The sequence below is a fragment of the Rhodopirellula islandica genome (assembly GCF_001027925.1).
Classification (GTDB): Bacteria; Planctomycetota; Planctomycetia; order Pirellulales; family Pirellulaceae; genus Rhodopirellula; species Rhodopirellula islandica.
The window spans coordinates 16,689-37,209 of the sequence record NZ_LECT01000045.1 but is presented as its reverse complement, the minus strand read 5'-3'; the positions used below and the strand labels follow the sequence as shown (position 1 = coordinate 37,209).

Sequence of the window (20,521 nt, the reverse complement as noted above, 5' to 3'; positions counted from 1 at the left end):
CCCACCTAGCTTTTGTCGCTCATGAATCGCTCAGTGATCGCAGCGTGCCTTTTTCTGGGCACGCTTTTTCTCAATGGCACCTCCTCGAAAACCTTCGCGGACGAACGCCCCAACATCATCTTCATCTTCGCTGATGACTTGTGCTTCGATTCCATCGCGGAACTTGGCAACGAAGAGGTCGAGACCCCTAACCTCGACCGCCTCGCTCGCGAAGGCACCTCGTTCAATCACGCCTACAACATGGGCTCCTGGAGCGGTGCCGTTTGCTTGGCCAGCCGCACGATGCTGAACTCGGGACGCTTTGTTTGGCAGGCGCAGGAAATCTACAACCAATCCGAAAAGGAACGCCAAGCAGGTCGCTGGTGGGGCGAGATGATGAAGGCCGCCGGTTACCGCACCTACATGACCGGCAAATGGCATTGTCGCGCGAGCGCCGAAAAGTCATTCGACGTCGTTCGCGATACCCGAGCCGGCATGCCCAAGGATTTCCCCGAAGGCTACAACCGCCCGATCGAAGGCCAACCGGATCCATGGTCGCCATCGGATCCGAAGTGGGGCGGATTCTGGGAAGGCGGCACGCACTGGAGCGAAGTCGTCGCCAATCACAGCGATGACTTCTTCGCTGATGCGGCCCAGCACGACCAACCCACGTTCATGTACCTGGCCTTCAATGCCACTCACGATCCTCGCCAAGCCCCGCAGGAATACCTCGACAAATACCCTGCGGAAAACATCTTGGTCCCCGCGAACTACCAACCGCTGCACCCTTACGCAGAAGAAATCGGATGTGGCCGCAACCTTCGGGACGAGCGTCTGGCGCCATTTCCACGGACCGAATACGCCGTTCGGGTACACCGTCGCGAGTACTACGCGTTGCTAACGCACATGGACGCGATGATTGGCCGCATCCTCGATTCGGTTGAGGCTTCCGGCAAAGCCGACAACACATGGATCTTCTTCACCGCCGACCACGGCCTCGCTGTCGGCCAACATGGTCTTCTCGGAAAGCAGAACCCCTACGACCACAGCGTCCGCGTTCCGTTTCTCGTCAAAGGCCCCGGCGTCAATGCGGGCGGTCGAATGGAAGAACCGATCTACCTGCAAGACGTGATGCCAACGACGCTGGAACTGGCAAAGATTGAGAAACCGGAACACGTCGACTTCCACAGCGTGCTCCCGTTGATGGACGGAGCGGTGACACCGTACCCAGCCATCTACGGCGCCTACCTGAATCTGCAACGCAGCATTCGCACGCCCGAGCACAAACTGATCGTGTTCCCCAAAGCCAAAACAGTGCAACTGTTTGACATGCAAAACGATCCCGGCGAGCAAACCGATCTGGCCACCAACCCCGCCATGCAACCGGTCGTCAAACACCTCTTCGAGCAACTCCAAAGCCTCCAAAAAGACCTCGGCGACACCCTCGAACTCTCCGCCACCCTCATCGGATCCTAAAAAGGTGTCAGGTACCTTTTTGGATGAATAGGTAATTTACCGCTCCTGCAGCCTCTGAACTGGAAACGGTTCGGAGGCGGTTCCAGCAAGAAAAACGCTGCCTCAATCGCATCACGCGATGACACCATCAACGAAGCAAATCCCCCAGTCCCCCAAAAAGGTACCTGACACCTTTTAGGATCCCGATCCCAACTTCGCTGGGATCAAACTGTTCACGTCGCTGAGGCCGCGGCATGGCAGTGCTCTCTATCTCGGCCCCGACTGACAAGACAAATGGACCCTACGCAGCGGCACTCGCGAGCCGAGGTTTGGTGGGTGGCGTCAGCCGGCGATCCGACGCGACGGATAGATCAAGGCATTGTTTTTGGACTGTGGTTGGCCGCTAGCATTCGCCGCACGCAGTGGGGGAAAGATCAGGCTGGAACCAGGAGTTTTCGTCCGAAGCCACCAGGTTGCTTGCTTGCCTGTTCACAAAGCAAGCGAATCGTTCCGTGCTGCGTCGCATTCGCCTGAAGTGACCAGAGCGCGGCTCCCTTGCTCGCCAAGTGCAGTTTCAGTGGCTCGTCCATCGCTTGCAAAATCCGCGAACAGGTTGCATTTTGGTCTTTGATCGCCAGCCATAGAAACAGATCGGTATCACCTGGTGTCATGACCTCCCAACGGGCATCTTCAGACAACTTCCCGATTCCAATTCCGAATTGTTGAAGCTCAGTACGCTCCGCATCGGACAATTTTAAATCAGCCGCATCGCTGGAGAGCGTTTGATTGAGGAATTCACGAGTCCGGTCGTCTCGGTCCAGCACGGCAACAATCTTTGCAACGACTTCCGTTTTCCCGGTCACTAGAAACTCCGCCCAACACAGATCCATCTCACCGGGCGACTGAATCGAATCGGGCAGGTACTTCGCTTCACGAAGCTCGTTGGGGGGATCGACAATCAAGTCAATCGCTTGACGCAACGGACCGGATTCCTGGGACCGCATTTCCTGCAATCGTGCATGAGCCTCCGGATAGATTTCCGCAATTCGCACGAACATCAACATGATCGTCGGGTTCTCATCGAACAATTGTTGCCCGACCGCATAGCGCAATGCCATCCAAACCGATTCCGGATCGAAGCGGCGATAGACCCCCGATGTCACCTCGGCAAACTTCGTCGCATCGAGATTGGGTTCGGTTGAATCATGGGCAGCGGCTGACTCGTGTGACATGTTGTGTTTCGGCAGAGAAGATGCGTTCGGTTCGGTGACCGCCAGGACTTTTATCCCGAGGACGGGGCACCAAGATTACACATCCAAAGGGGCTGCGAAAGAACACTCGCCCCCGCCGGTGCGTTCATTCACGCAGCCAACATGCCTATCCAATTCCCGACACGGCCCAAAAAAGGTGTCAGGTACCTTTTTGGAAGAGTAGGTAATTTGCCGCTCCCGCAGCCTCTGAACTGGAAACGGTTCGGAGGCGGTTCCACCCAGGAAAATGCTGCCTCAATCGCATCACGCGACGACACCATCAACGAAGCAAATCCCCCAGTCCCCCAAAAAGGTACCTGACACCTTTTAGGGTTGGAAATGCCGAGGATGCCTCTCAAGTGGGTGGCAACATCCGCCGGTGGGCATCGGGCATTTGCTGGAGCGGCGCCGAAGCGGATTGATCCGGCCTACTCGTGGGTGGGTTGTGAAATGTGGACTGGCAAGGGAAAGACGGACGCACATTTCGCGCGTTCTTGATCTAACTCGCCCGCGACTGGCGTCGCCATTTCAGCAATCGGCTTGCGCGTTCTTGGCTGGCCGGAGGGCCAGCAGGTTGGCGAGGATCAGGATGGTTCCGCCGAGTATCAATTCGAAGGTCAACCTCTCGTTTGCGTACTCAACGGCACACCAAACGCTAAGCAGTCCGGGAATGAACATGGCCCAGGTGGACGCCATCAGTGGTTCCAGGGTGTAGAGCACCGATGCCTGCGTCGGAGACACGCTGGGTTGAAATCGATTCATCAGCGAAAATGCGACCAAAGACGGGAAGATCGAAAGCAACACGATCAGCCCATAGAACCGGGGCTGGATCGTCAACGCGTACCAACCAGAGTTGCCTGAATCGCTTGCTGCAACCTCTGGAATGCTGGGTTGAATCAGGGCAAAGAACAGCAACGCCAACACGGCGGTGGTTCCGAACATCGATGGTGTGAACGCGAGCGAATCCAGCCGTTTTCCAAACCAATCGACAGCGACAATCTGGCCGCTGAAAAACAACACGGCGAGCAGCGTCAACGTGTCACCAGCTTTCCACTGCCCCAGTCCATCGGGTGCGAAACGCAGGCCGCCGTCGGCCCACTGGAGCAACCCGGTCAGTATCGCCACGCCGATCAGGGACACGCCCCCGGCAAGCAGCACGATTGGTCGTGGCCGTTGTCGTTCAAAGAGCGTCGCAAGAATGGGCGTCCACACCACCGCGAGGCTGGTCAAGAATCCACTGCGAGACGCGGGAATGGTCGACAGTCCGGATACCTGCAAGACCATGCCGACGACGAACAAACACCCGATTGCGATTCCGGCCAGAAAGTGCGGCCACCGAACACGTCGAAGCACCCCGCTGCAACAGACCGCGAACATCAAAAAAGCCAACGCGAATCGCAATCCGGTCATCCATGCCGATGCCGCGGCACGGAACGCCCCCGAGGCCGTGTGTTCATCCACACCAAAGTGCTCGTCAGCGAGCAGATTCAACGCCTTGATGAAGGGGAACGAGGATCCCCACAAAACGTTGACCACGACCAACGCCAGAACAGCACGACGATGCGAAACCAATTGGGCTGATTCTGACAAGGGAAGCTGACATCAGGCAAGAAGTTCGGGGATGGGATCGTCGTCGCCCCCGATCTTAAAGGGACGTCCGTTGGGCGCGAAGAACTCCTCGTCCAGCGGCAACCCTGCCGCCGCAGCGATGGTCTTGTTGAACGACGAAACGCTGACCGGATACTCATCGACATAGCTGCCGTGTTTATCCGAAGCCCCCAGGACTTGCCCACCCTTGATCCCGGCTCCCGCCAGCAAACTGCAGAACACCCCCGGGTGGTGATCACGGCCCGCGTTCGCATTCAGCTTCGGCTTGCGGCCAAATTCGGTTGTCAAAACCACCAGTGTCTCGTCGAGCAATCCCTTCGAGTGCAAATCACGGAGCAAGAACCCCATCCCGTCATCGACCTGAGTCGCCTTCTCGTCCAGACGCGAATAGAGGTCTTGGTGCATATCCCAGCCACCGAAGTTGACTTCAACAAACCGGGCTCCCGATTCCACTAAACGGCGTGCAAGCAAGCAACCTTGGCCGAACGAGTTGCGACCATAGGCGTCACGAATCTTGGCATCCTCTTCGTTCAAGTCGAACACTTTCAAATGCTCGCTTCCCATGAGCTTGCGAGTTTCCAAGTAGAGCTGGTTGTAGGCTTCGACATCGTTGTTCTTCCGCTGCGACTGAAACGACTTGTCGAATCGATTGGCGAGCGCCAATCGGCGATAGAACAGTTTTTCATCCAAGTACTTCGGCAACTTGATGTTCTGCAAACCCGAATTGGCATTGGCAATCGGAACGGGCGACAATGCCGGCGGCAAAAAACCAGCACCAGGATGCCGGTTGCCACTGCCGATCAAGAAATTGCCCGGCAACTCTTTGTTCTCACGACCTTGCCGGTCCACCATCCAGGCCCCCATGCCGGGATGCTGAATGGAGTTGATTTGCTTGTAGGCAGTCCGCATCAGGTACCGACCTTGTTCGTGTGCGCCGGTTTCGGTGGACAGTGATCGAACGGTCGCGATGGCTCCCGCGAGGTACGAAAGTTTTGGAAAACGATCCCCGAACTGGATGCCGGGCACTCGAGTCGCGATGGGCTTGGTTTCGCCAGCTTCTTCGACACCAACCTTGGGATCAAACGTGTCCAAATGCGACATCGCACCATCCATGAACAGATAGATGATGTGCTTGGCTTTCTTGGCAGAGGCCGACTCTGCAAGAGCACGGCTGCTGGGCGACAACTCATCCCACCACGGCCCGCCTAGCATTCCACCAGCGAATGACACGCCGAGTGTTTGTTTCGCCAACCGGCTGATGAATCGTCGTCGATCTTCCAGGGTGAATTCAATTCCGGCCATGATTCGGTCTCGTGGGGGTGAACCGCAACGCGGGCGATGAGTGAGATGAGAAGGGAGGATGCGATGTCAATCGACGACGCACCCAACAAGGGCACTGTCGGTCACTGGATGAACAAGAACTCTCGTGTGTTCAGCAGAGCCCAGATGATGTTGCCGTAGCCGACACCGGTTTGGTTCTGACTGGAAAGTTCACGCGATGCGAGGACGCGATCTTCCGTCGATGGTTTGCGAGTCAACACGCTCAGGAAAATCGCATCGATTCGTTTCTTGACGTTGTTCACTTCGAGGACGCTGTCGACCAAAGCCGAACCGGGTTCCAACATCACGTGGGTGATCGGGCCATTGAACATTGCCAGGATCTGCGGCACGGTGGCGTCGTCTTGGGCCCCATTGATGACCTCTCGATCACCTTGACCAAATTGACGCAAGAAATGATCCGCTGGCAGTGGCGAAGGCAATTCACTGGCCCGGCACAACACGTTGCGCTGGTAGGCGTGCTGGTTGAGATTGCGTTTGTAGACGCCCGCGAAATAGGTTTCCTTGAACTTGGCGGAGCGTCGCTGGACCTCCGCAAAATCCACCTTGGAAAAATCCAGGTCCATCACAGGCTTCATTTCTGCGGCGGTGGGACGTTGGAAAGGCCAGGGGTTGTCCACGGCTAGCGTCAGAATCGAATCCCAGACTTGTTCCGCTGTCATCCGCCGGACGGTGGGGCCGGGGAAGTAGTAGAGCTCACCATCGGTGATGTCGAAATCGACCGCTTGCCGCTGATAGGTTTGGCTGTAGAGGACAATGCGGGTCAGTTCTTTCAGGTCAAATCCACGTCGGATCAATTCTTTGCACAGGTGCTCCATCGCGGCTTCATTGACACATGGATTCTCGTCCCGAATGTCATCCACAGGATCGACGAAGCCGACGCCCATCAAACGCTTCCAAAGTCGGTTCACGATCGTTTGACTGAACCGAGGATTTTCGGGACTGGTCATCCACGCGGCGAACTGCTCACGCGGCGTTGCCTTGGCCGCAGAAGTTGGGATTTCCCCCCAGAGCACCTTGGGCTCAACAAAGTCCTTCGGCTTGGCATCGCGATAGGCGTAGTCATGCGGCAATCGCAGACGTCGCGGTCGCTCACTGACGATGTAGGTGTTCGCTCGGGCGATGCGTTGAAACTCGCCGGGAACGCGTCCTTTGTCGTAGCGTTTTTTGCCTTCGTTGATGAGCGCGTTCGCGGGATTGGTTTTCTCGAATCCGGGATCGCCCTTTCGCATCCGAGTGCTGGTTCCCGCGGTGAATGCTGCTAGTTGGTAGAACTGATACTGCGACCACTCATCAAACGGATGGTCGTGGCACTGAGCGCATCCGATTTGAGTTCCCAGAAAAACTCGCACGGTGTTGTCGATGTAAGGCAGCGGCATCCCATCATCACGAAGCTGAAACCCGGTCGCGGGGTTGTCCCAAACTTTGCCGTCCGCTGTCAGCATCTCGTAAACCCACTGGTCGTAGGGTTTGTTCTCGGCGATGGATTCCTTGACGTATCCGTTGTAGGGATCCGCGACCAAGTTTGGCTGAGGGCGATCGACCAATCGCAATGTGTCCGCCCACCAGTTGTACGAATGACTGACGTAGTCGGGGCTGGAGAGCAACTGGTCGATCAGCTCTTCCCGTCGATCGCTGGATTTGGATTCGAGGAACCGATTGGCTTCTTCCAGAGTGGGAATGCGTCCGGCGACGTCCAGGTAAACGCGTCGCAGAAAGACTTCGTCGCTGGCCAGTTCTTGTGGTGTGATGCCCTCGGCCAACAATTCTCGTTCGATGAAGGTATCCAGCTCGTTCGCTGCGTAGCGAATTTCTGGGCGACTGGATTGGCGGACGGGAGCGACGTCCATGTCCACTGGCTTCTTCGTGCGGACGCTTTCGGGAAGGCGAATCTTCGTTTTCGCGTTTGACTTTTTGACGTTTCGCTGGTTGGCTCGCTGGGCGAACAGGTTGGGTCCCCCCAAGAAAACCAGCAACAAAACCATCCCAATCAAACGCTTCGAACCGCCTCGGTGACACATCGCGTCGACTCCGAAAAAACCAGAACTCAGAAAAGATGGCATCATGCTCCGTCCCCCTCTATCATAGTCCATCGACTCAGGAGCAACTGGCCAATCAAACGCTCAGATCGCCCGCTGATTTTCACTCCCCCCCTCCCAGTCCCACCTCCGCAACGAGTGGTTGCGCAACAAACCGAAGAGGCTCCCGATGCCCTTGGCGTCGAGATCACTTCGGACAACGATTGCGACCTCTCGTTCAAACGCATCCCCACTGACTATGAACCCAAACGGACCCACCTTGATGAATCCTCTGCGTTTTCGCCGGTTCCTTCGCCAACTCACACAGCATGCCTGCGTTGCCATCGCAGCATGCTCGATGGCTTCATCGGCCACGGCCGCACCTCCTGAGGCTGCCGAAGCCACAGCGAACTGGGAAACCAAAACGGTCGCTTCCGATGAGAAGGATTCGAAACAACTGGATGTGGAGATTTATCGGGGTGGAAAGTTGATCGCCCGTCACCATTCCAGTCTGCTCGGTACCCCAGGACTTTACCCGTTGCATTCGCCCTCGGGATTGCCGCTGACTCGCGACTACCCGATGGAGGAGAAGGGCCAGTACGAAAAGGACGACCACCATCACCACCGTTCGCTGTGGTTCACCCACGGGATCGTCAACGAGTTCGACTTCTGGTTGGACAAACCCACGCCCCACACCGGATACATCGTCCAAACATCGCTCACGAAAGACGAAAGCGAAGACGGCGTCACCCTGAACACGACCAACGACTGGAACGACAAAGACGGCAAACGCGTCTTGAGCGATCAGCGCCGATGGACATTCACCGAATCACAGGGTGACACCGTCATCGACCTGGACGTCCGACTGAAGGCCACCGATGGCGACGTTGTCCTCGGTGACACCAAAGAAGGCACGCTAGGAGTTCGCGTCGCAGGATCGATGAAGGTCGACTCGAAACTGGGCGGAACCGCACAAAACGCGGAAGGCCTGAAGGACGGCACGGCATGGGGCAAAAAATCGTCGTGGGTCGACTACAGCGGCCCGATTCAGCAAGCCGATTCAGACGAGCCAACCGACTGGCCCACCGCTGGCATCACGATGTTTTATCATCCAGAGAACCCACTTCCGGAGTGCTACTGGCACGTTCGCACGTATGGATTGTTCGCAGCCAACCCATTCGGACGCCAACACTTTGGCCAACCCGAATACGAGGGCGTCAAGATCGCCGAGGGAGAGCACCTCGACCTTCACTTCCGAATCGTGTTGCATGATGACGGCTTTGATCGAGAAAAATCGGCGCAGCATTTTGCCGACTACTCCAAGACCGAACCATCGTTTTGAACGCGTCACAAGTTCCCTCCGGTGAGTCATCGCCGGCATCTCCCAAGGCGTTTCATCCCCAGGGTTTCCGATTGGATGGGCGCCGTGTTGTTGTCACCGGCGGCACCCAAGGTGTCGGCGGCGCGATCGCGCGCGGCCTGACCAGCGTGGGCGCGGACGTTGTCTTGATCGGCCTCCAGCATGATCCCGCTGCGGAAGCCACCTTGGTCGCCTGCCGTGAAAACGGTCAGCGTGCGGAGTTGATCCTGTGTGATCTATCGGCACCCGCCGAATCTTGGGTCGACGGGTTGCTGCAACAAATCGATGACGTGCTGCCCGGTGTGGACACGCTCATCAACAACGCGGGCACCTTCATCGACACACCCTTTCTCGAGATGACCGCGGAACGCTATCAAACCACGATGAACTTGAACGTCGGGGCAGGGTACTTCCTGACCCAGGCCTTCGCGAAACGCTGGGTGGCGAACCAGGTCGCCGGACGAGTCCTGTTCACCGGTTCGATCAATGGTTTCTTGGCCGAACCCGATCACACCGCGTATGACACGTCCAAAGGTGCCGTCGCTGCGATGGTGCGTTCCCTCTGCGTTTCGCTGGCTCCCCACCGGATTCGCGTCAACTCGATGGCTCCAGGATTAGTTCGAACGCAGCTGACCGACGTCGTCAATCACGACACTTCGATCGAATCCTGGATGCAGTTGCACACGCCCAACGGCACGATCCCCTCCGCGGACGCCTGTGTGGGAGCCGCCATCTTTCTGCTCAGCGATGTGGCAGAACATGTTCACGGACAAACGCTGCTGGTTGATGGCGGCATGAGTGCGTGGCAACAACCGGACCTTCCCGCCGATCATTGATCCGCGATCCCTTCCTTCCTCTCCTTCCCACCGAAGTCACGCACCATGTCTGACCCTCGATTCCGCTTTCACCGCGTGTTGTTCGCGGCTCTGTTCCTTTGCAGTTCCGTGGGTGCCTTGCATCCAAGTCTTGTTCGCGGCGATGTCAAACTGCCCGGCTTCTTCAGCGACCATATGGTCCTGCAACAAGAAAAACCGATCCGTGTTTGGGGTTGGGCAGAACCTTCGGAAAAGGTCCAAGTCACGATCGGTGACGACCAGGCCAGCACGCAAGCCGACGCAGAAGGGCACTGGGTGGTCGAACTTCCCAGTCGCTCGGCGAGTGCCGATCCGGTTGAGATCAAGGTGACCGGCAACAACGAAATTGAGCTCCAAGACATTTTGATCGGCGAAGTCTGGTTGTGCTCGGGCCAGTCCAACATGGAATGGCGAGTCCAATCCAGCGTCAACGCGGCCGAGGAAATCGCTGCGGCAAACTTCCCGCAAATCCGGCACATGAAAGTGCCTCGCGTTCCATCGCCATTCGCCCAGGACGATGTGCTGGCACCGTGGCAGGTCTGCTCTCCCGAGACCGCCGGCCAATTCACCGCCGCCGGGTACTTCATGGCTCGACGACTGCATCAAGAACTGAACGTTCCCATCGGTTTGGTCAATTCGTCTTGGGGCGGCACTCGCATTGAACCTTGGACCCCACCAGTCGGGTTCCAAGGAATCAAAGAGCTGAAAGAGATCTCGGACTCGGTCACTCAGCGAACACCGGGAACCGACGCCTATGAATCGGCGTTGCAAAACCACTTGAAATCAACCAAGGCGTGGATCGCGAAAGCGGAGCAAGCGTTGGCAAATGATTCGTTCCTCGAACCCGCCCCCGAATACCCCAGTTCATTGGCGCCGTTCACATCGCACGGCCAGCCAACAACGCTCTACAACGGCATGATTCATCCACTGATTCAAATGCCCATTCGAGGTGCGATCTGGTACCAAGGCGAAGCCAATCGGGGCGATGGAATGCTGTACAAGGCAAAAATGCAAGCGTTGATCGAAGGCTGGCGAGCGAAGTGGAACCAGGGCCCTTTTCCATTTTACTTTGTGCAGATCGCCCCCTATCAATATGGTGATGAAGCAGGCCCGGTCCTGGCCAAGTTCTGGGAAGCTCAAACAGCGTCACAAACCATCCCCAACACCGCGATGGTGGTCACCAACGACATCGCCACACTGGACAACATTCACCCACCCAACAAGCAAGACGTCGGCAAACGCTTGGCTGACCTGGCGCTGCGTCATGACTATGGAAAGACGGACTTGGTCGCACACAGTCCGGAACTGGAATCCATGCAACCCGAGGGCAGCCAGCTTCGATTGCGTTTCAAGAACGTCGGCGGTGATTTGAAAACCAGCGACGACCAATCGCCCAATTGGTTTGAAATCATCGGTCCAAATTCAGGTGGATTCCAAACAGCAACGGCCAAGATCGAAGGGAACGAGATCGTTCTGTCATCCCCCAAGGTCCAGCATCCCGTCGCCATGCGATTCGCCTGGGACAAACTCGCCGAGCCCAACCTTCGCGGTGCGACCGGTTTGCCCGTGTCCGCCTTTCGAGCTGGCAAAGTCCCCTCGTTTGCCCAGACGATTCCCGGTGCGGACGACTACGAATTGGTCTACGAACTGGACCTGAACAAACTGGGAGCTTCCATTCAGTATGACATTGACCGCCACGCTGACATTTTCAAGTTCGATCGCGTCGCCTACTTGGTCTCTCTGGAAGATGCCAGCGGCAACATCAAATCGGTCTTCGTCAGCATGGATGCGTTCACCGACGACATCGAGAAACTGGCCATCCCCACGGTCGAATCGAAAGCGACTTTCCAGCAAGCGGTCGAGTCGATGAATGTCCATTGCAGTGATGCCAGCGTGTCCAACGGAACCGGTGTCTCAACCGGACGGATTGAGTTTTGGCCCAACAATTACAGCCCCAGCAATGACGCGAAAGTCCCCGGAGCATCTGGCACGGCCTTCGACTTTGGTGACCAACCCGGGCCGCCCGCGGATGGTTACGGCTGCATGCAAGTCCACAACGTGGGCGCCCGCGAAACCGTCTTTGCACTCAACAATTGGAAGCGAGGACGGGACGCCGATCTCGGAATTGGCAATCACTCGGGTGAGCACACCGATTGGACCTTCGCCAGCAACGCGGCTCAGTACGACAACAAGAAGTTGCAGGTCTTGGTCCGTCCCGTGAAGTGACCGCCGAAGGCAACTTTGGCCCCCCGCCCGCTGGAATGCTTGCGGACCATCGAACGGGGGCGATGCGCGACCGATCAGGCCAGCTCAGGAACCGTTCGGAATTAGGCTGTAGCGGAGCGGCGCGAGCCGCCCGGTGTGTCACCGGAGGGCTCGCGCCCTTCCGCTATCTTTTGAAATCCCGAAGTTGTTTCCGAATGGTTCCTCAGTGATTGGCTTGGCCTTTGATGGTTCGCTGAGCGACTTCCCAAGCCTCATTGAGATGCTCGGCGTAGACGTCAGAGGACAACAGGTTTTCTTCCGAGGCGTTGCCGCGAATTTCGATCAGCCATCCGTCGACGTAGGGCGATGCGTTGATGACAGAAGGCTCGTCCAAGGCGTTGTCGTTGATCGCAATCAGCTCACCTGCGATCGGTGAGAACAGATCGCTTTCCGCCTTCTTGCTCTCAATCGATCCGATCGTTTTGCGGGCCGACAAAGGCGTTCCCGGTTCCACGATCCAATCCAGAAAGTAGACGTCTTGCAGCAGACGCACCGCGTACGCTGACAACCCGAACCGCCAGACGCATTGCTCGCTGCCACTGGCAGCGGACTGGTCCGGCGATGGCGTCGCCCACATGTGATTTTTCGCGTAGTGATAGCTCTTGGGGAACGAGGCCTCAAACTCGCCCATTGCGAATTGGAACTGCTCACCGAGAGTGGAATCTGAATCGTTCATCTTGATCAAGCTCGCTGAATCACTTGGCTGCCGCGATGTCTTTTTCGGCATGCACAAAGCCTTGCGGGAAGACACGCTCGAACTTGCTGGTTGCGACGCGTTTCCACAATCCGGTGCGGCCCACCACCTTGCCGACTCGCGTCACGGGCACACCCCAATCGGTCGATTCAACAATCGACGCTTGCTCGGGCGAGACGCAGAAGATCAACTCGAAATCTTCTCCGTCACTCCAGGCATGTTCCAATGGCGTGCGGCCACTCGTTTCGGAAAACTGATGAGCCGCATCTGAAATGGGCAGCGATTCCAATTCCAACTCCGCCCCCATTCGGCTGGCCGCCAGCATCCGGTCGAGATCCAGGCTGAAACCGTCGCTGACATCGATCGCCGCATGCACGTCGACTTTCTCTTTCAGCTGCGCCGCCAATTCGACTCGCGGTTCAGGGCGAAGATGCCGCCCCAACAAGCTGCCACCGAGAGACCCGGTGACGAACAGAGCGTCGCCCTCTTCGGCTCCCGTTCGCAACCACGGTTTTTCGACCCACCCGAGCACCGTGATGCTGATCGAGAGCGGGCCGTCGTACGTGGAAAGATCGCCGCCCGCGATCGCGACTTGGTACTTCTGGGCCGCTTCGAGAATGCCCTCGTAGACTTCACCGGCGATTTCCGTCGCGTTTTCGGAAGGCAGTGCCAATGTCACCAGTGCGGAGGCAGGCGTCGCCCCCATCGCGGCGATGTCACTGAGATTGATCGCCATCGCTTTGAACCCGATGTCGGCCAGCGACTGATCCCCCGAACGAAAATCCACGCCATCAAGGATTTGATCGGTGCAGGCAACCTGACGCAGGGAAGACGGGGCAGACGAGGATTCCCCCGGCCAGTCAATCACCGCCGCATCGTCGCCGATTCCGACGGCGACCTGAGGCAATTGACGAGTTCGACCGCGAAGGTAGGCGAGAAAGGACTGTTCCATTCTGAAGTTCAGCTTCTATGTCAGGGAGTGTTTGGTGGGCAGCATGCGAGCGTCATCGACAATCATCGTCCCTCATCCCAGCATCTCGCAGCATACTCCGCAAGCAGTTGCTCGATTTACTCTGCAAGCAGTTGCTCGATGGTCTGACGCATTTGCTGTTCACCAGGGGTGCCTTGCCAATTCATTTCGCCCTGCCACCATCGACGAATGAACCCCTTCTTGTCAATCAAGTAGGTCGTCGGCCACATGGTATTTCCCCAAGCATTCCAGTTGCCGGATTCTTCGTCAAACAAAACCGGGTATTCAAACCCGTCCTTTTCCACCGCAGCCAAAACCCGTTCCCGACTTCGCTCGGCCGACGTTTCCGGCCTTTGGATTCCGATCACCACCAATCCCTGGTCCGCCATGTCGTCATGCCAGGCGTGGTAGTGCGGGAAGTTTCGTTGGCAGTTGATGCACTGAAACGCGTAGAAATAAACCACCACGACTTTGCCACGCAGATCTTCCATCGTGGCGGGTTCGCCCTGAATCCACTCCGCACCGTCGAGCACAAACTCGGGGGCTCGTGGGTAGGTTCGCATCACCTTTGAGAAGTCGAACGTCGCGCCCAGCAATGATCCGATTTTGGCTTGTTGATCCCGAGTCAACTGGCCGACCAAACTCTGCCGCTCTCGAGCTTGGATCGCGGCGACATCACTGGCCGCTTCGGCGGCTTCCAACTCTTTGTCCGCGACCTGTTTCTGCAGCTTGGCGACTTCCTCGTCGGTCGCGGCAAACGTTTCTTTGAGCGTTTCAACTTGGCTGTCGCTCAATTCCAGAGCGGCGATCGCATCGGGATGCACCACAAATCGAGTTCCAGCGGCCTGCTTTTCCAATTGCTCCAAACGCTTCATTTGGTCATCGGACAAAACCCCAGCCAGTCGGTTTTTCAGCGTCGACGTCAACTCTCGAATTTCAGCGGATTGCTGCTCGAGGGGAGTGATCCGGTTGACCCACCAGCGAGGATCAACCTCCGCGATGGCGTCGTACACTTGCTGGATCTGATCGGTGGAAAGCTGCAATTCTGCGTGCACCGAGTCGTCACGAATCATCTGCAGCACGTACGGCTGAGCCGGCGAGGCGGACGGCTCTGCCGCCACCGCTCGATCCATGCCAACTGTCGTCGCAAAAATCCCCAGCACCGCAACGAACCAGAACATCAAAACTCGAATCGGCATCGGGAATCTCGCTAGAGCAGACGGAATCGCTTGAGAAGAGGCGGTTTCAGTCGACGAACGGCCCATCGCACTGTCGACCACTGACCCAACGCGAAATGATTGTATTCCCCCAGTCTCCGCCAGAGTCCAGCCAAGCCAGCTGACGAGCCCGGTTTTAGGGAAGGTCACCCCAAACGCGCCGGCACAGGAAATTGCAAACTGAATTTGGTCCCGCGGCCGGTTTCACTTTGAACTGAAATCCGCGCCCCGTGAGCTTCGATGATTTTTCGAGCGGTCGGCAATCCCAACCCGGAGCCACCATCTTTGGTGCTGTAGAACGGTTCGAACATGTGCAGCACCGTGTTGTCGTCGACGCCGGATCCGGTGTCGATCAAGTCCAGGTTCACCCCACCACGAGTGCTGTAGGTGCGGGCCCAAAGCTGTCCGCCATCGGGCATCGCTTCCAGCGCGTTCTTCACCAGATTCATGAGCGCCGATTGCAGCGCGTCACTGTGCAGGCGAATCGATGGTAGATCGGGATCGAGATACCGCTGCAACTCCACGTCTTGGGAATCCGCCTGAGCCTGGTAGGCATCAAGGACTTGTTGGATCTGGTCATTCAAGCTGCCCGGGACCAAATCGATGTGCCGCAACCTGGCAAATCGCAAGAAATCTCGCAGCAGCCCTTCCATGCGTTCGCACTGGTTCCGAACCATGTCGACTCGATTCTGGCAGCGACGACTCGACGGAGAATCGATCTCCATCAAATCTTCACTGAGCAAATCGATGTTCATGTGGATGATGGAAAGCGGGTTCTTGATCTCATGGGCCAGCGACCCGGCGAGTTCCGCCAGTTCTTCATAGTGGCCGCGTGCCTCACGCATTTCCGCTTCGTGTCGAGCTTGCTCGCGAGAACGGTCGCTGCGAGACGAACTGTCACGTGCACCGCCCGCTTTGGCAGGGGGATCATTCGAGGGCAGAGTGTCGTCGTGACTGGAAAAAATCGGCTCGGACATGAAAGAACACGGGACAAAGGGCGGGCAACGGTTCGGCCCCATCTCTCCGGAGGGCTCAGCAACCATCAATTGTATAGCTCAATGGCCCCGCTGCCGATTGCCGAACCCCTGATTTCCCGGGGGGAAGGAACGAATCGCGGAGCATCCATGGGGACCCTCCCACGGCGACTGGGGGCAACTCACGACCTCGACGAACGTGTGCTTCGAGGCTAAAACATCCGATTCGCTCATTTCTTTTCCCGAACGATCTCGATGGGTCGCAAATGTCCTCCGCTGCCGCTGCTTCCGAAACCGCTCCGAACTCCGACCCGTACATTCAATCGCTGTTTGCCGAACGAATTGGCGGAGCGAACTACGGCAAGAGCACCGAGATTTACAAGTTTGAAAAGATCAAACGCGCCAAACGAAAAGCCTTGGCGGATCACCCTGAGCGGCAATTGCTGGACTTCGGAATCGGCGAAAACGATTCCATGGCCGACGCGTCGATTCGCGAAGTCATGGGCCGTGAAATCAACCAAGTCGAAAATCGTGGCTACGCTGACAATGGCGTCGCGGAATACAAGGCAGCCGCCGCTCGATTCATGCAGCGTCAATTTGGCGTTCAGCTGGATCCTGAAACACAGATCAACCACTGCATCGGCAGCAAACCAGCTTACGCAATGTTGCCGGCCTGCTTCATCAACCCAGGCGACATCACGATGATGACCGTGCCGGGCTATCCCGTCGCGGGCACTCACACACGCTACTACGGTGGCGACGTCTACCGATTGCCATTGCTGGCCGAGAACAAGTTCTTGCCCGATTTGGACGCGATCCCCGACGATGTGTTCCGTCGCACCAAGTTGATGATTCTCAACTACCCCAACTCGCCCACGGGTGGCACGGCACCGAAGTCCTTCTTCGAAGATGTGATCGCGCTGGCGAAAGAAAAGGAGTTCGTGGTCGTCAACGACGCCGCTCACATCATGCTGACCTTTGACGGCAAACCGTCCAGCTTCCTCGAAGTCCCCGGTGCCTTGGACGTTGGTGTCGAAGTTCACTCGATGAGCAAAGGCTACGACATGATCGGATGGCGAATGGGATTCGTCGCCGGTCACCCATTGGTTGTCAAAGCGTTCTCGGACGTCAAAGACAACAGTGACAGCGGTCAATTCATCGCCACGCAAAAAGCTGCCGCGGCGGCACTCGATGACGATTCCATTCCAGAACGCATCCGCACCAAGTATCGTCGGCGAATGGAAAAACTGGTCAAAGTCCTTCGAGACTGTGGCTTCGAAGCCGAGATGCCAGGCGGCACCTACTTCCTCTACACGAAGTCACCGTCCGGAACAGCCAGCGGCGAAACCTTTGCCGCTGCGGAAGATGCGACGCGGTTCCTGATTGAAGAAAACGGCATCGTCACCGTGCCCTGGGACGACGCCGGTTCGTTCCTTCGTTTCAGCGTGACTTACATCGCCGAAGACGAAGCCGCCGAAGATGCCTTGATGGCCGAAACGGCTGCCCGGTTGAACGGAGCCGGTTTGCAATGGAAATCCTAGGCGGTCCCCATTTCTCGGTCGCAGGAGCAGGCGAGAGCCACGGCCCTGCGGTCACCACGATCATTCATGGGTGCCCTCCTGGGGTTCGCATTCGTCGACGCGATGTGCAACCGTTCCTCGACCGACGTCGGCCAGGTGGCAACAAACACGGCACGCCCCGCAATGAAAAGGACAAAGTCGTCTTTCTGTCGGGGCTGTACCAGGATGACATGGATGCGCTGCTGACCGGATCGAAATTGTCGGTCGAGGTGGACAACCAATCGTTTGCCACCGAAGGCTACGAAGACGGCTTCACCACCGGGGAACCCATTGCGGCGATCGTGTTGTCGACCAGCAAGAAATCAGGCGACTACACCCAGTTCAGTGGCCCTACCGGGGAAGTCCGGCCGGGCCACACGGATCTGGTGAAATTCCACCAATCCAAAGGCTTCGTCGACGTTCGCGGTGGCGGGCGTTCGAGCTACCGATCGACCATCACCGATGTCATCGGCGGCAGCGTGGCTCGCCTCATCCTAAGGGAATACTTTGGGACCCGGTTTGTCTCTTCGATTTGCCAAGTCGGTTCGCTGAAGGCCAGTCGTCGGTTGGCGGACTCTCTGACGATTGAGAATGTGGACGAGATCGAGAAGACGCTCGGCGAAGCTGAGATCGCTTCGATCGATTCAGACTTCGCAACCGAAGCCGGTGAGCTGATCAAGGAAACTCGCAAACGTGGCGATTCCCTGGGTGCGGCGGTCGAAGTGGTCGCCGTTGGCGTTCCGCCCCTGGTGGGTCAACCGCTCTATCAAAGCCTGAAGGTTCGCTTGATGGGAGCCCTCGGTGGCCTCAACGCGGTGCAGTCCTGCGAGATTGGATCAGGCGCCGATGTGATTCCGCGGACCGGCAGCGAAAACAACGATCCGATTCGCAGCAAGGGCTATCAATCCAACACGCACGGTGGATTGATTGGTGGCATCACCACCGGCAATCCCCTGGTTGCTCGAGTCGGCTTCAAGCCCACCTCGACGATCAACCTGCCGCAAGATTCCATCAACAAGCAGTTCGATGAAATCGATTTTGAGTTGGCCAAGGGTCGGCACGATCCATGCGTTGGCGTTCGAGCCGGCGTGACATTGGAATCACGCATGGCGATCGAACTGCTCAACTCCGTGTTGGCCTATCAAGCCACCGCTCATTGTGGTGACTCGATCAAGCTGTTTTGAGCGAGCGAGTGTTGCTCGCTCGGTCGAAACCGAGCGATCCATGCACCTGCGATCTCAGATCGCTTCGCTGCCTTCGAACAAGGACACTTCCGCTCCGTCGAGGAAGCTGACCAGTGACTTGGCTCGGTAAGGTTGCTGCAACTTACGAACAGCCTTGCTCTCGATTTGACGAACACGTTCGCGGGTGACCTGGAAGATCCGCCCCACTTCTTCCAACGTGTAGGTGTAACCGTCGGCCAAACCGTATCGCAATCGAAGGATCTCACGCTCGCGGTAGTTCAGCGTTTCCATCGCCAAATCGATCTGGTGCTTCAACGCTTCGCGGTTGGTTTCCACCAACGGATCGTCATTGCGATGGTCTTGCAGGAATTCACCAAAGACACTGTCGTCGTGATCGCCAACCGGCTGATCCAAGGACAATGGCTGGCGACTCATTTTCAGAATCACGCGAGTGTCATCGAGAGACAAACCACTGCGACTGGAGACTTCTTCCGCGGTGGGTTCCCGGCCATGTTCTTGGACCAAGTCACGAGTGATTTGGCGGATCTTGTTCATCGTGTCGATCATGTGCACGGGCACACGGATCGTGCGGCTTTGATCCGCGATCGCTCGCGTGATGGCCTGACGAATCCACCATGTTGCGTAGGTGCTGAATTTGTACCCGCGAGCGTGCTCGAATTTGTCGACGGCTCGCATCAAACCCGTGTTGCCTTCTTGGATCAGATCCAGGAACGACAACCCTCGGTTGCGATACTTTTTCGCGATCGAAACCACCAACCGCAAGTTGCCCGCTGACAGAACTCGTTTGGCGGCGTCGTAGTCATCGCGATAGGTGTCGCATCGTTCGACACGGCGAGAAAGCGTGCGAGGTGTTTCGTAGGTCAACCGCATCAGGCTGCGGAGTTCGGATCGCAACTCATCGCCCGACGGCATGCCAGGCATGGTTGATCGATGATCGTCCGCCAAGATGGCCCTGATCTCTTGCATGCGTTCGCAACTGCGCCGGAGCTTTTCAAAGATGGGCTGCAGCTTGTTGGTTCGCAGATTCATCTCCTCGACCAACCGTACCGCCTTGTTTCGGCGAATGACGAGGTTCCGCCAAGCCGCACGACGACGACGCATTGGCAGCGACGAATTGATCGCGACCATGTAGTCGCCGCGGTTTTGATGCAGCAAGTAGTCCAATGTGCGAGTGTTGGGAACGATCCGTTTCATGATCGCTTTTTTCTCGGCCGCGTTGGTCACGCTGACTTCGATGGTGCGATCCAGACGCAATTGCTTGTCACGGACCTGTTGCAGCAACTTCAGTGCGGCTTGCAACATGAAGTCCGTTGCCATCATGCAATGACGGTAACGTTCCCGGGTGGCTTCGATCTGCTGAGCCGCGGCAACCTCCTGGTCTCGCGTCAACAATGGGATCTGCCCCATTTGCATCAGGTACATACGCACCGGGTCTTCGGTGGGATCGGTCGGAAACTCGTCGCGACGAGAAACCGCGTCTTCGTCGCCTGCCGCACCGGCTTCGATTTCCTCGGAGATCGAATCCGAGAACTCCTGCCCCATCGTGCGTGATCGGCGATTGACCGAATCCTCGGCATCAAAGGCGTCGTCCTGCAAGCTACGGCGGCTGAGCTTCTTTCCCATCAAGGTCTCCTCGACACCCGAAACATTATCAACACGATTGGGTGAGTGAGACCAAGCACCGGCGGTGCCAGTCGCCTCTTGGGGCAACACATAAATCATAGCAAACCGTTGTCGCAGAAGGAGTTAGGCGGACTGACCGCCTGCGGGATGAA

15 protein-coding genes are annotated in these 20,521 nt (G+C 57.3%); 6 read left to right on the top strand and 9 right to left on the bottom strand.

The window, feature by feature from the left end; genetic code table 11:
- Positions 1-21: 21 nt before the first annotated feature.
- Positions 22-1,455, top strand: coding sequence for a sulfatase-like hydrolase/transferase (locus tag RISK_RS23580; protein ID WP_047816789.1), 1,434 nt, complete (start codon positions 22-24; stop codon positions 1,453-1,455).
- A 413-nt stretch (positions 1,456-1,868) separates the two neighbouring features.
- On the opposite strand, the gene RISK_RS23575 is transcribed toward RISK_RS23580, so the two are convergent.
- The 4 genes from RISK_RS23575 to RISK_RS23560 form a co-directional block, all read right to left on the bottom strand.
- Positions 1,869-2,666, bottom strand: a complete 798-nt coding sequence (locus RISK_RS23575; RefSeq protein WP_236696624.1) for a hypothetical protein — start codon at positions 2,664-2,666, stop codon at positions 1,869-1,871.
- A 546-nt stretch (positions 2,667-3,212) separates the two neighbouring features.
- The gene (locus RISK_RS23570; protein WP_047816788.1) at positions 3,213-4,274 is read right to left on the bottom strand and encodes a DMT family transporter; all 1,062 of its coding nucleotides are present in this window, start codon (positions 4,272-4,274) and stop codon (positions 3,213-3,215) included.
- Between the two features lie 12 nt (positions 4,275-4,286).
- The gene (locus RISK_RS23565) at positions 4,287-5,594 is read right to left on the bottom strand and encodes a DUF1501 domain-containing protein (protein ID WP_047816787.1); all 1,308 of its coding nucleotides are present in this window, start codon (positions 5,592-5,594) and stop codon (positions 4,287-4,289) included.
- A gap of 101 nt (positions 5,595-5,695) precedes the next feature.
- Positions 5,696-7,693 carry a DUF1549 and DUF1553 domain-containing protein gene (locus RISK_RS23560; protein ID WP_047816805.1) on the bottom strand — a complete coding sequence of 666 codons (1,998 nt, stop codon included), beginning with the start codon at positions 7,691-7,693 and terminating at the stop codon, positions 5,696-5,698.
- A 238-nt stretch (positions 7,694-7,931) separates the two neighbouring features.
- On the opposite strand from RISK_RS23560, the gene RISK_RS23555 reads away from it, so the two are divergent.
- From RISK_RS23555 to RISK_RS23545, 3 genes are read left to right on the top strand one after another with little or no spacing between them, the layout of a single operon-like run.
- Positions 7,932-8,990, top strand: a complete 1,059-nt coding sequence (locus tag RISK_RS23555) for a DUF6807 domain-containing protein (protein WP_236696622.1) — start codon at positions 7,932-7,934, stop codon at positions 8,988-8,990.
- Positions 8,987-9,844 carry an SDR family NAD(P)-dependent oxidoreductase gene (locus RISK_RS23550; RefSeq protein WP_047816785.1) on the top strand — a complete coding sequence of 286 codons (858 nt, stop codon included), beginning with the start codon at positions 8,987-8,989 and terminating at the stop codon, positions 9,842-9,844. The genes RISK_RS23555 and RISK_RS23550 overlap by 4 nt, the downstream gene beginning before the upstream one ends.
- A gap of 45 nt (positions 9,845-9,889) precedes the next feature.
- Positions 9,890-12,088, top strand: a complete 2,199-nt coding sequence (locus tag RISK_RS23545) for a sialate O-acetylesterase (protein WP_047816784.1) — start codon at positions 9,890-9,892, stop codon at positions 12,086-12,088.
- A gap of 202 nt (positions 12,089-12,290) precedes the next feature.
- Here RISK_RS23545 and RISK_RS23540 read toward each other — a convergent pair whose 3' ends face one another.
- The 4 genes from RISK_RS23540 to RISK_RS23525 all read right to left on the bottom strand — a co-directional run bounded on the left by RISK_RS23540 (position 12,291) and on the right by RISK_RS23525 (position 15,985).
- Positions 12,291-12,803: a glycine cleavage system protein H gene (locus RISK_RS23540; RefSeq protein WP_047816783.1), complete on the bottom strand. Its 513-nt coding sequence runs from the start codon at positions 12,801-12,803 to the stop codon at positions 12,291-12,293.
- A gap of 19 nt (positions 12,804-12,822) precedes the next feature.
- Entirely contained in the window at positions 12,823-13,773 is a 951-nt protein-coding gene (thiL, locus tag RISK_RS23535; protein WP_047816782.1) for a thiamine-phosphate kinase, read from the bottom strand.
- Positions 13,774-13,889: 116 nt separating this feature from the next.
- Positions 13,890-14,990 carry a redoxin domain-containing protein gene (locus RISK_RS23530; RefSeq protein ID WP_047816781.1) on the bottom strand — a complete coding sequence of 367 codons (1,101 nt, stop codon included), beginning with the start codon at positions 14,988-14,990 and terminating at the stop codon, positions 13,890-13,892.
- A 164-nt stretch (positions 14,991-15,154) separates the two neighbouring features.
- Complete coding sequence (locus tag RISK_RS23525; RefSeq protein ID WP_047816780.1) at positions 15,155-15,985, bottom strand: sensor histidine kinase; 831 nt, start codon at positions 15,983-15,985, stop codon at positions 15,155-15,157.
- Between the two features lie 263 nt (positions 15,986-16,248).
- On the opposite strand from RISK_RS23525, the gene RISK_RS23520 reads away from it, so the two are divergent.
- Both RISK_RS23520 and RISK_RS23515 read left to right on the top strand, forming a co-directional pair.
- On the top strand, positions 16,249-17,523 hold the full coding sequence (locus RISK_RS23520) for an LL-diaminopimelate aminotransferase (RefSeq protein ID WP_047816779.1): 1,275 nt from the start codon (positions 16,249-16,251) through the stop codon (positions 17,521-17,523).
- On the top strand, positions 17,511-18,725 hold the full coding sequence (locus tag RISK_RS23515) for a chorismate synthase (RefSeq protein ID WP_047816778.1): 1,215 nt from the start codon (positions 17,511-17,513) through the stop codon (positions 18,723-18,725). Before RISK_RS23520 ends, RISK_RS23515 begins: the two co-directional genes overlap by 13 nt.
- Before the next feature lie 54 nt (positions 18,726-18,779).
- Here RISK_RS23515 and RISK_RS23510 read toward each other — a convergent pair whose 3' ends face one another.
- Complete coding sequence (locus RISK_RS23510) at positions 18,780-20,468, bottom strand: RNA polymerase sigma factor RpoD/SigA (RefSeq protein ID WP_047816777.1); 1,689 nt, start codon at positions 20,466-20,468, stop codon at positions 18,780-18,782.
- Between the last annotated feature and the right edge of the window lie 53 nt (positions 20,469-20,521).

What these genes read in the sequence shown, in the direction of transcription:
- RISK_RS23510 (WP_047816777.1), bottom strand. Translation starts at nt 20,468, where the DNA reads ATGATTTATGTGTTGCCCCAAGAGGCGACTGGCACCGCCGGTGCTTGG.
- thiL (WP_047816782.1), bottom strand. Translation starts at nt 13,773, where the DNA reads ATGGAACAGTCCTTTCTCGCCTACCTTCGCGGTCGAACTCGTCAATTG.
- RISK_RS23530 (WP_047816781.1), bottom strand. Translation starts at nt 14,990, where the DNA reads ATGCCGATTCGAGTTTTGATGTTCTGGTTCGTTGCGGTGCTGGGGATT.
- RISK_RS23525 (WP_047816780.1), bottom strand. Translation starts at nt 15,985, where the DNA reads ATGTCCGAGCCGATTTTTTCCAGTCACGACGACACTCTGCCCTCGAAT.
- RISK_RS23565 (WP_047816787.1), bottom strand. Translation starts at nt 5,594, where the DNA reads ATGGCCGGAATTGAATTCACCCTGGAAGATCGACGACGATTCATCAGC.
- RISK_RS23540 (WP_047816783.1), bottom strand. Translation starts at nt 12,803, where the DNA reads ATGAACGATTCAGATTCCACTCTCGGTGAGCAGTTCCAATTCGCAATG.
- RISK_RS23580 (WP_047816789.1), top strand. Translation starts at nt 22, where the DNA reads ATGAATCGCTCAGTGATCGCAGCGTGCCTTTTTCTGGGCACGCTTTTT.
- RISK_RS23520 (WP_047816779.1), top strand. Translation starts at nt 16,249, where the DNA reads ATGTCCTCCGCTGCCGCTGCTTCCGAAACCGCTCCGAACTCCGACCCG.
- RISK_RS23575 (WP_236696624.1), bottom strand. Translation starts at nt 2,666, where the DNA reads ATGTCACACGAGTCAGCCGCTGCCCATGATTCAACCGAACCCAATCTC.
- RISK_RS23560 (WP_047816805.1), bottom strand. Translation starts at nt 7,693, where the DNA reads ATGCCATCTTTTCTGAGTTCTGGTTTTTTCGGAGTCGACGCGATGTGT.
- RISK_RS23555 (WP_236696622.1), top strand. Translation starts at nt 7,932, where the DNA reads ATGAATCCTCTGCGTTTTCGCCGGTTCCTTCGCCAACTCACACAGCAT.
- RISK_RS23545 (WP_047816784.1), top strand. Translation starts at nt 9,890, where the DNA reads ATGTCTGACCCTCGATTCCGCTTTCACCGCGTGTTGTTCGCGGCTCTG.
- RISK_RS23515 (WP_047816778.1), top strand. Translation starts at nt 17,511, where the DNA reads ATGGAAATCCTAGGCGGTCCCCATTTCTCGGTCGCAGGAGCAGGCGAG.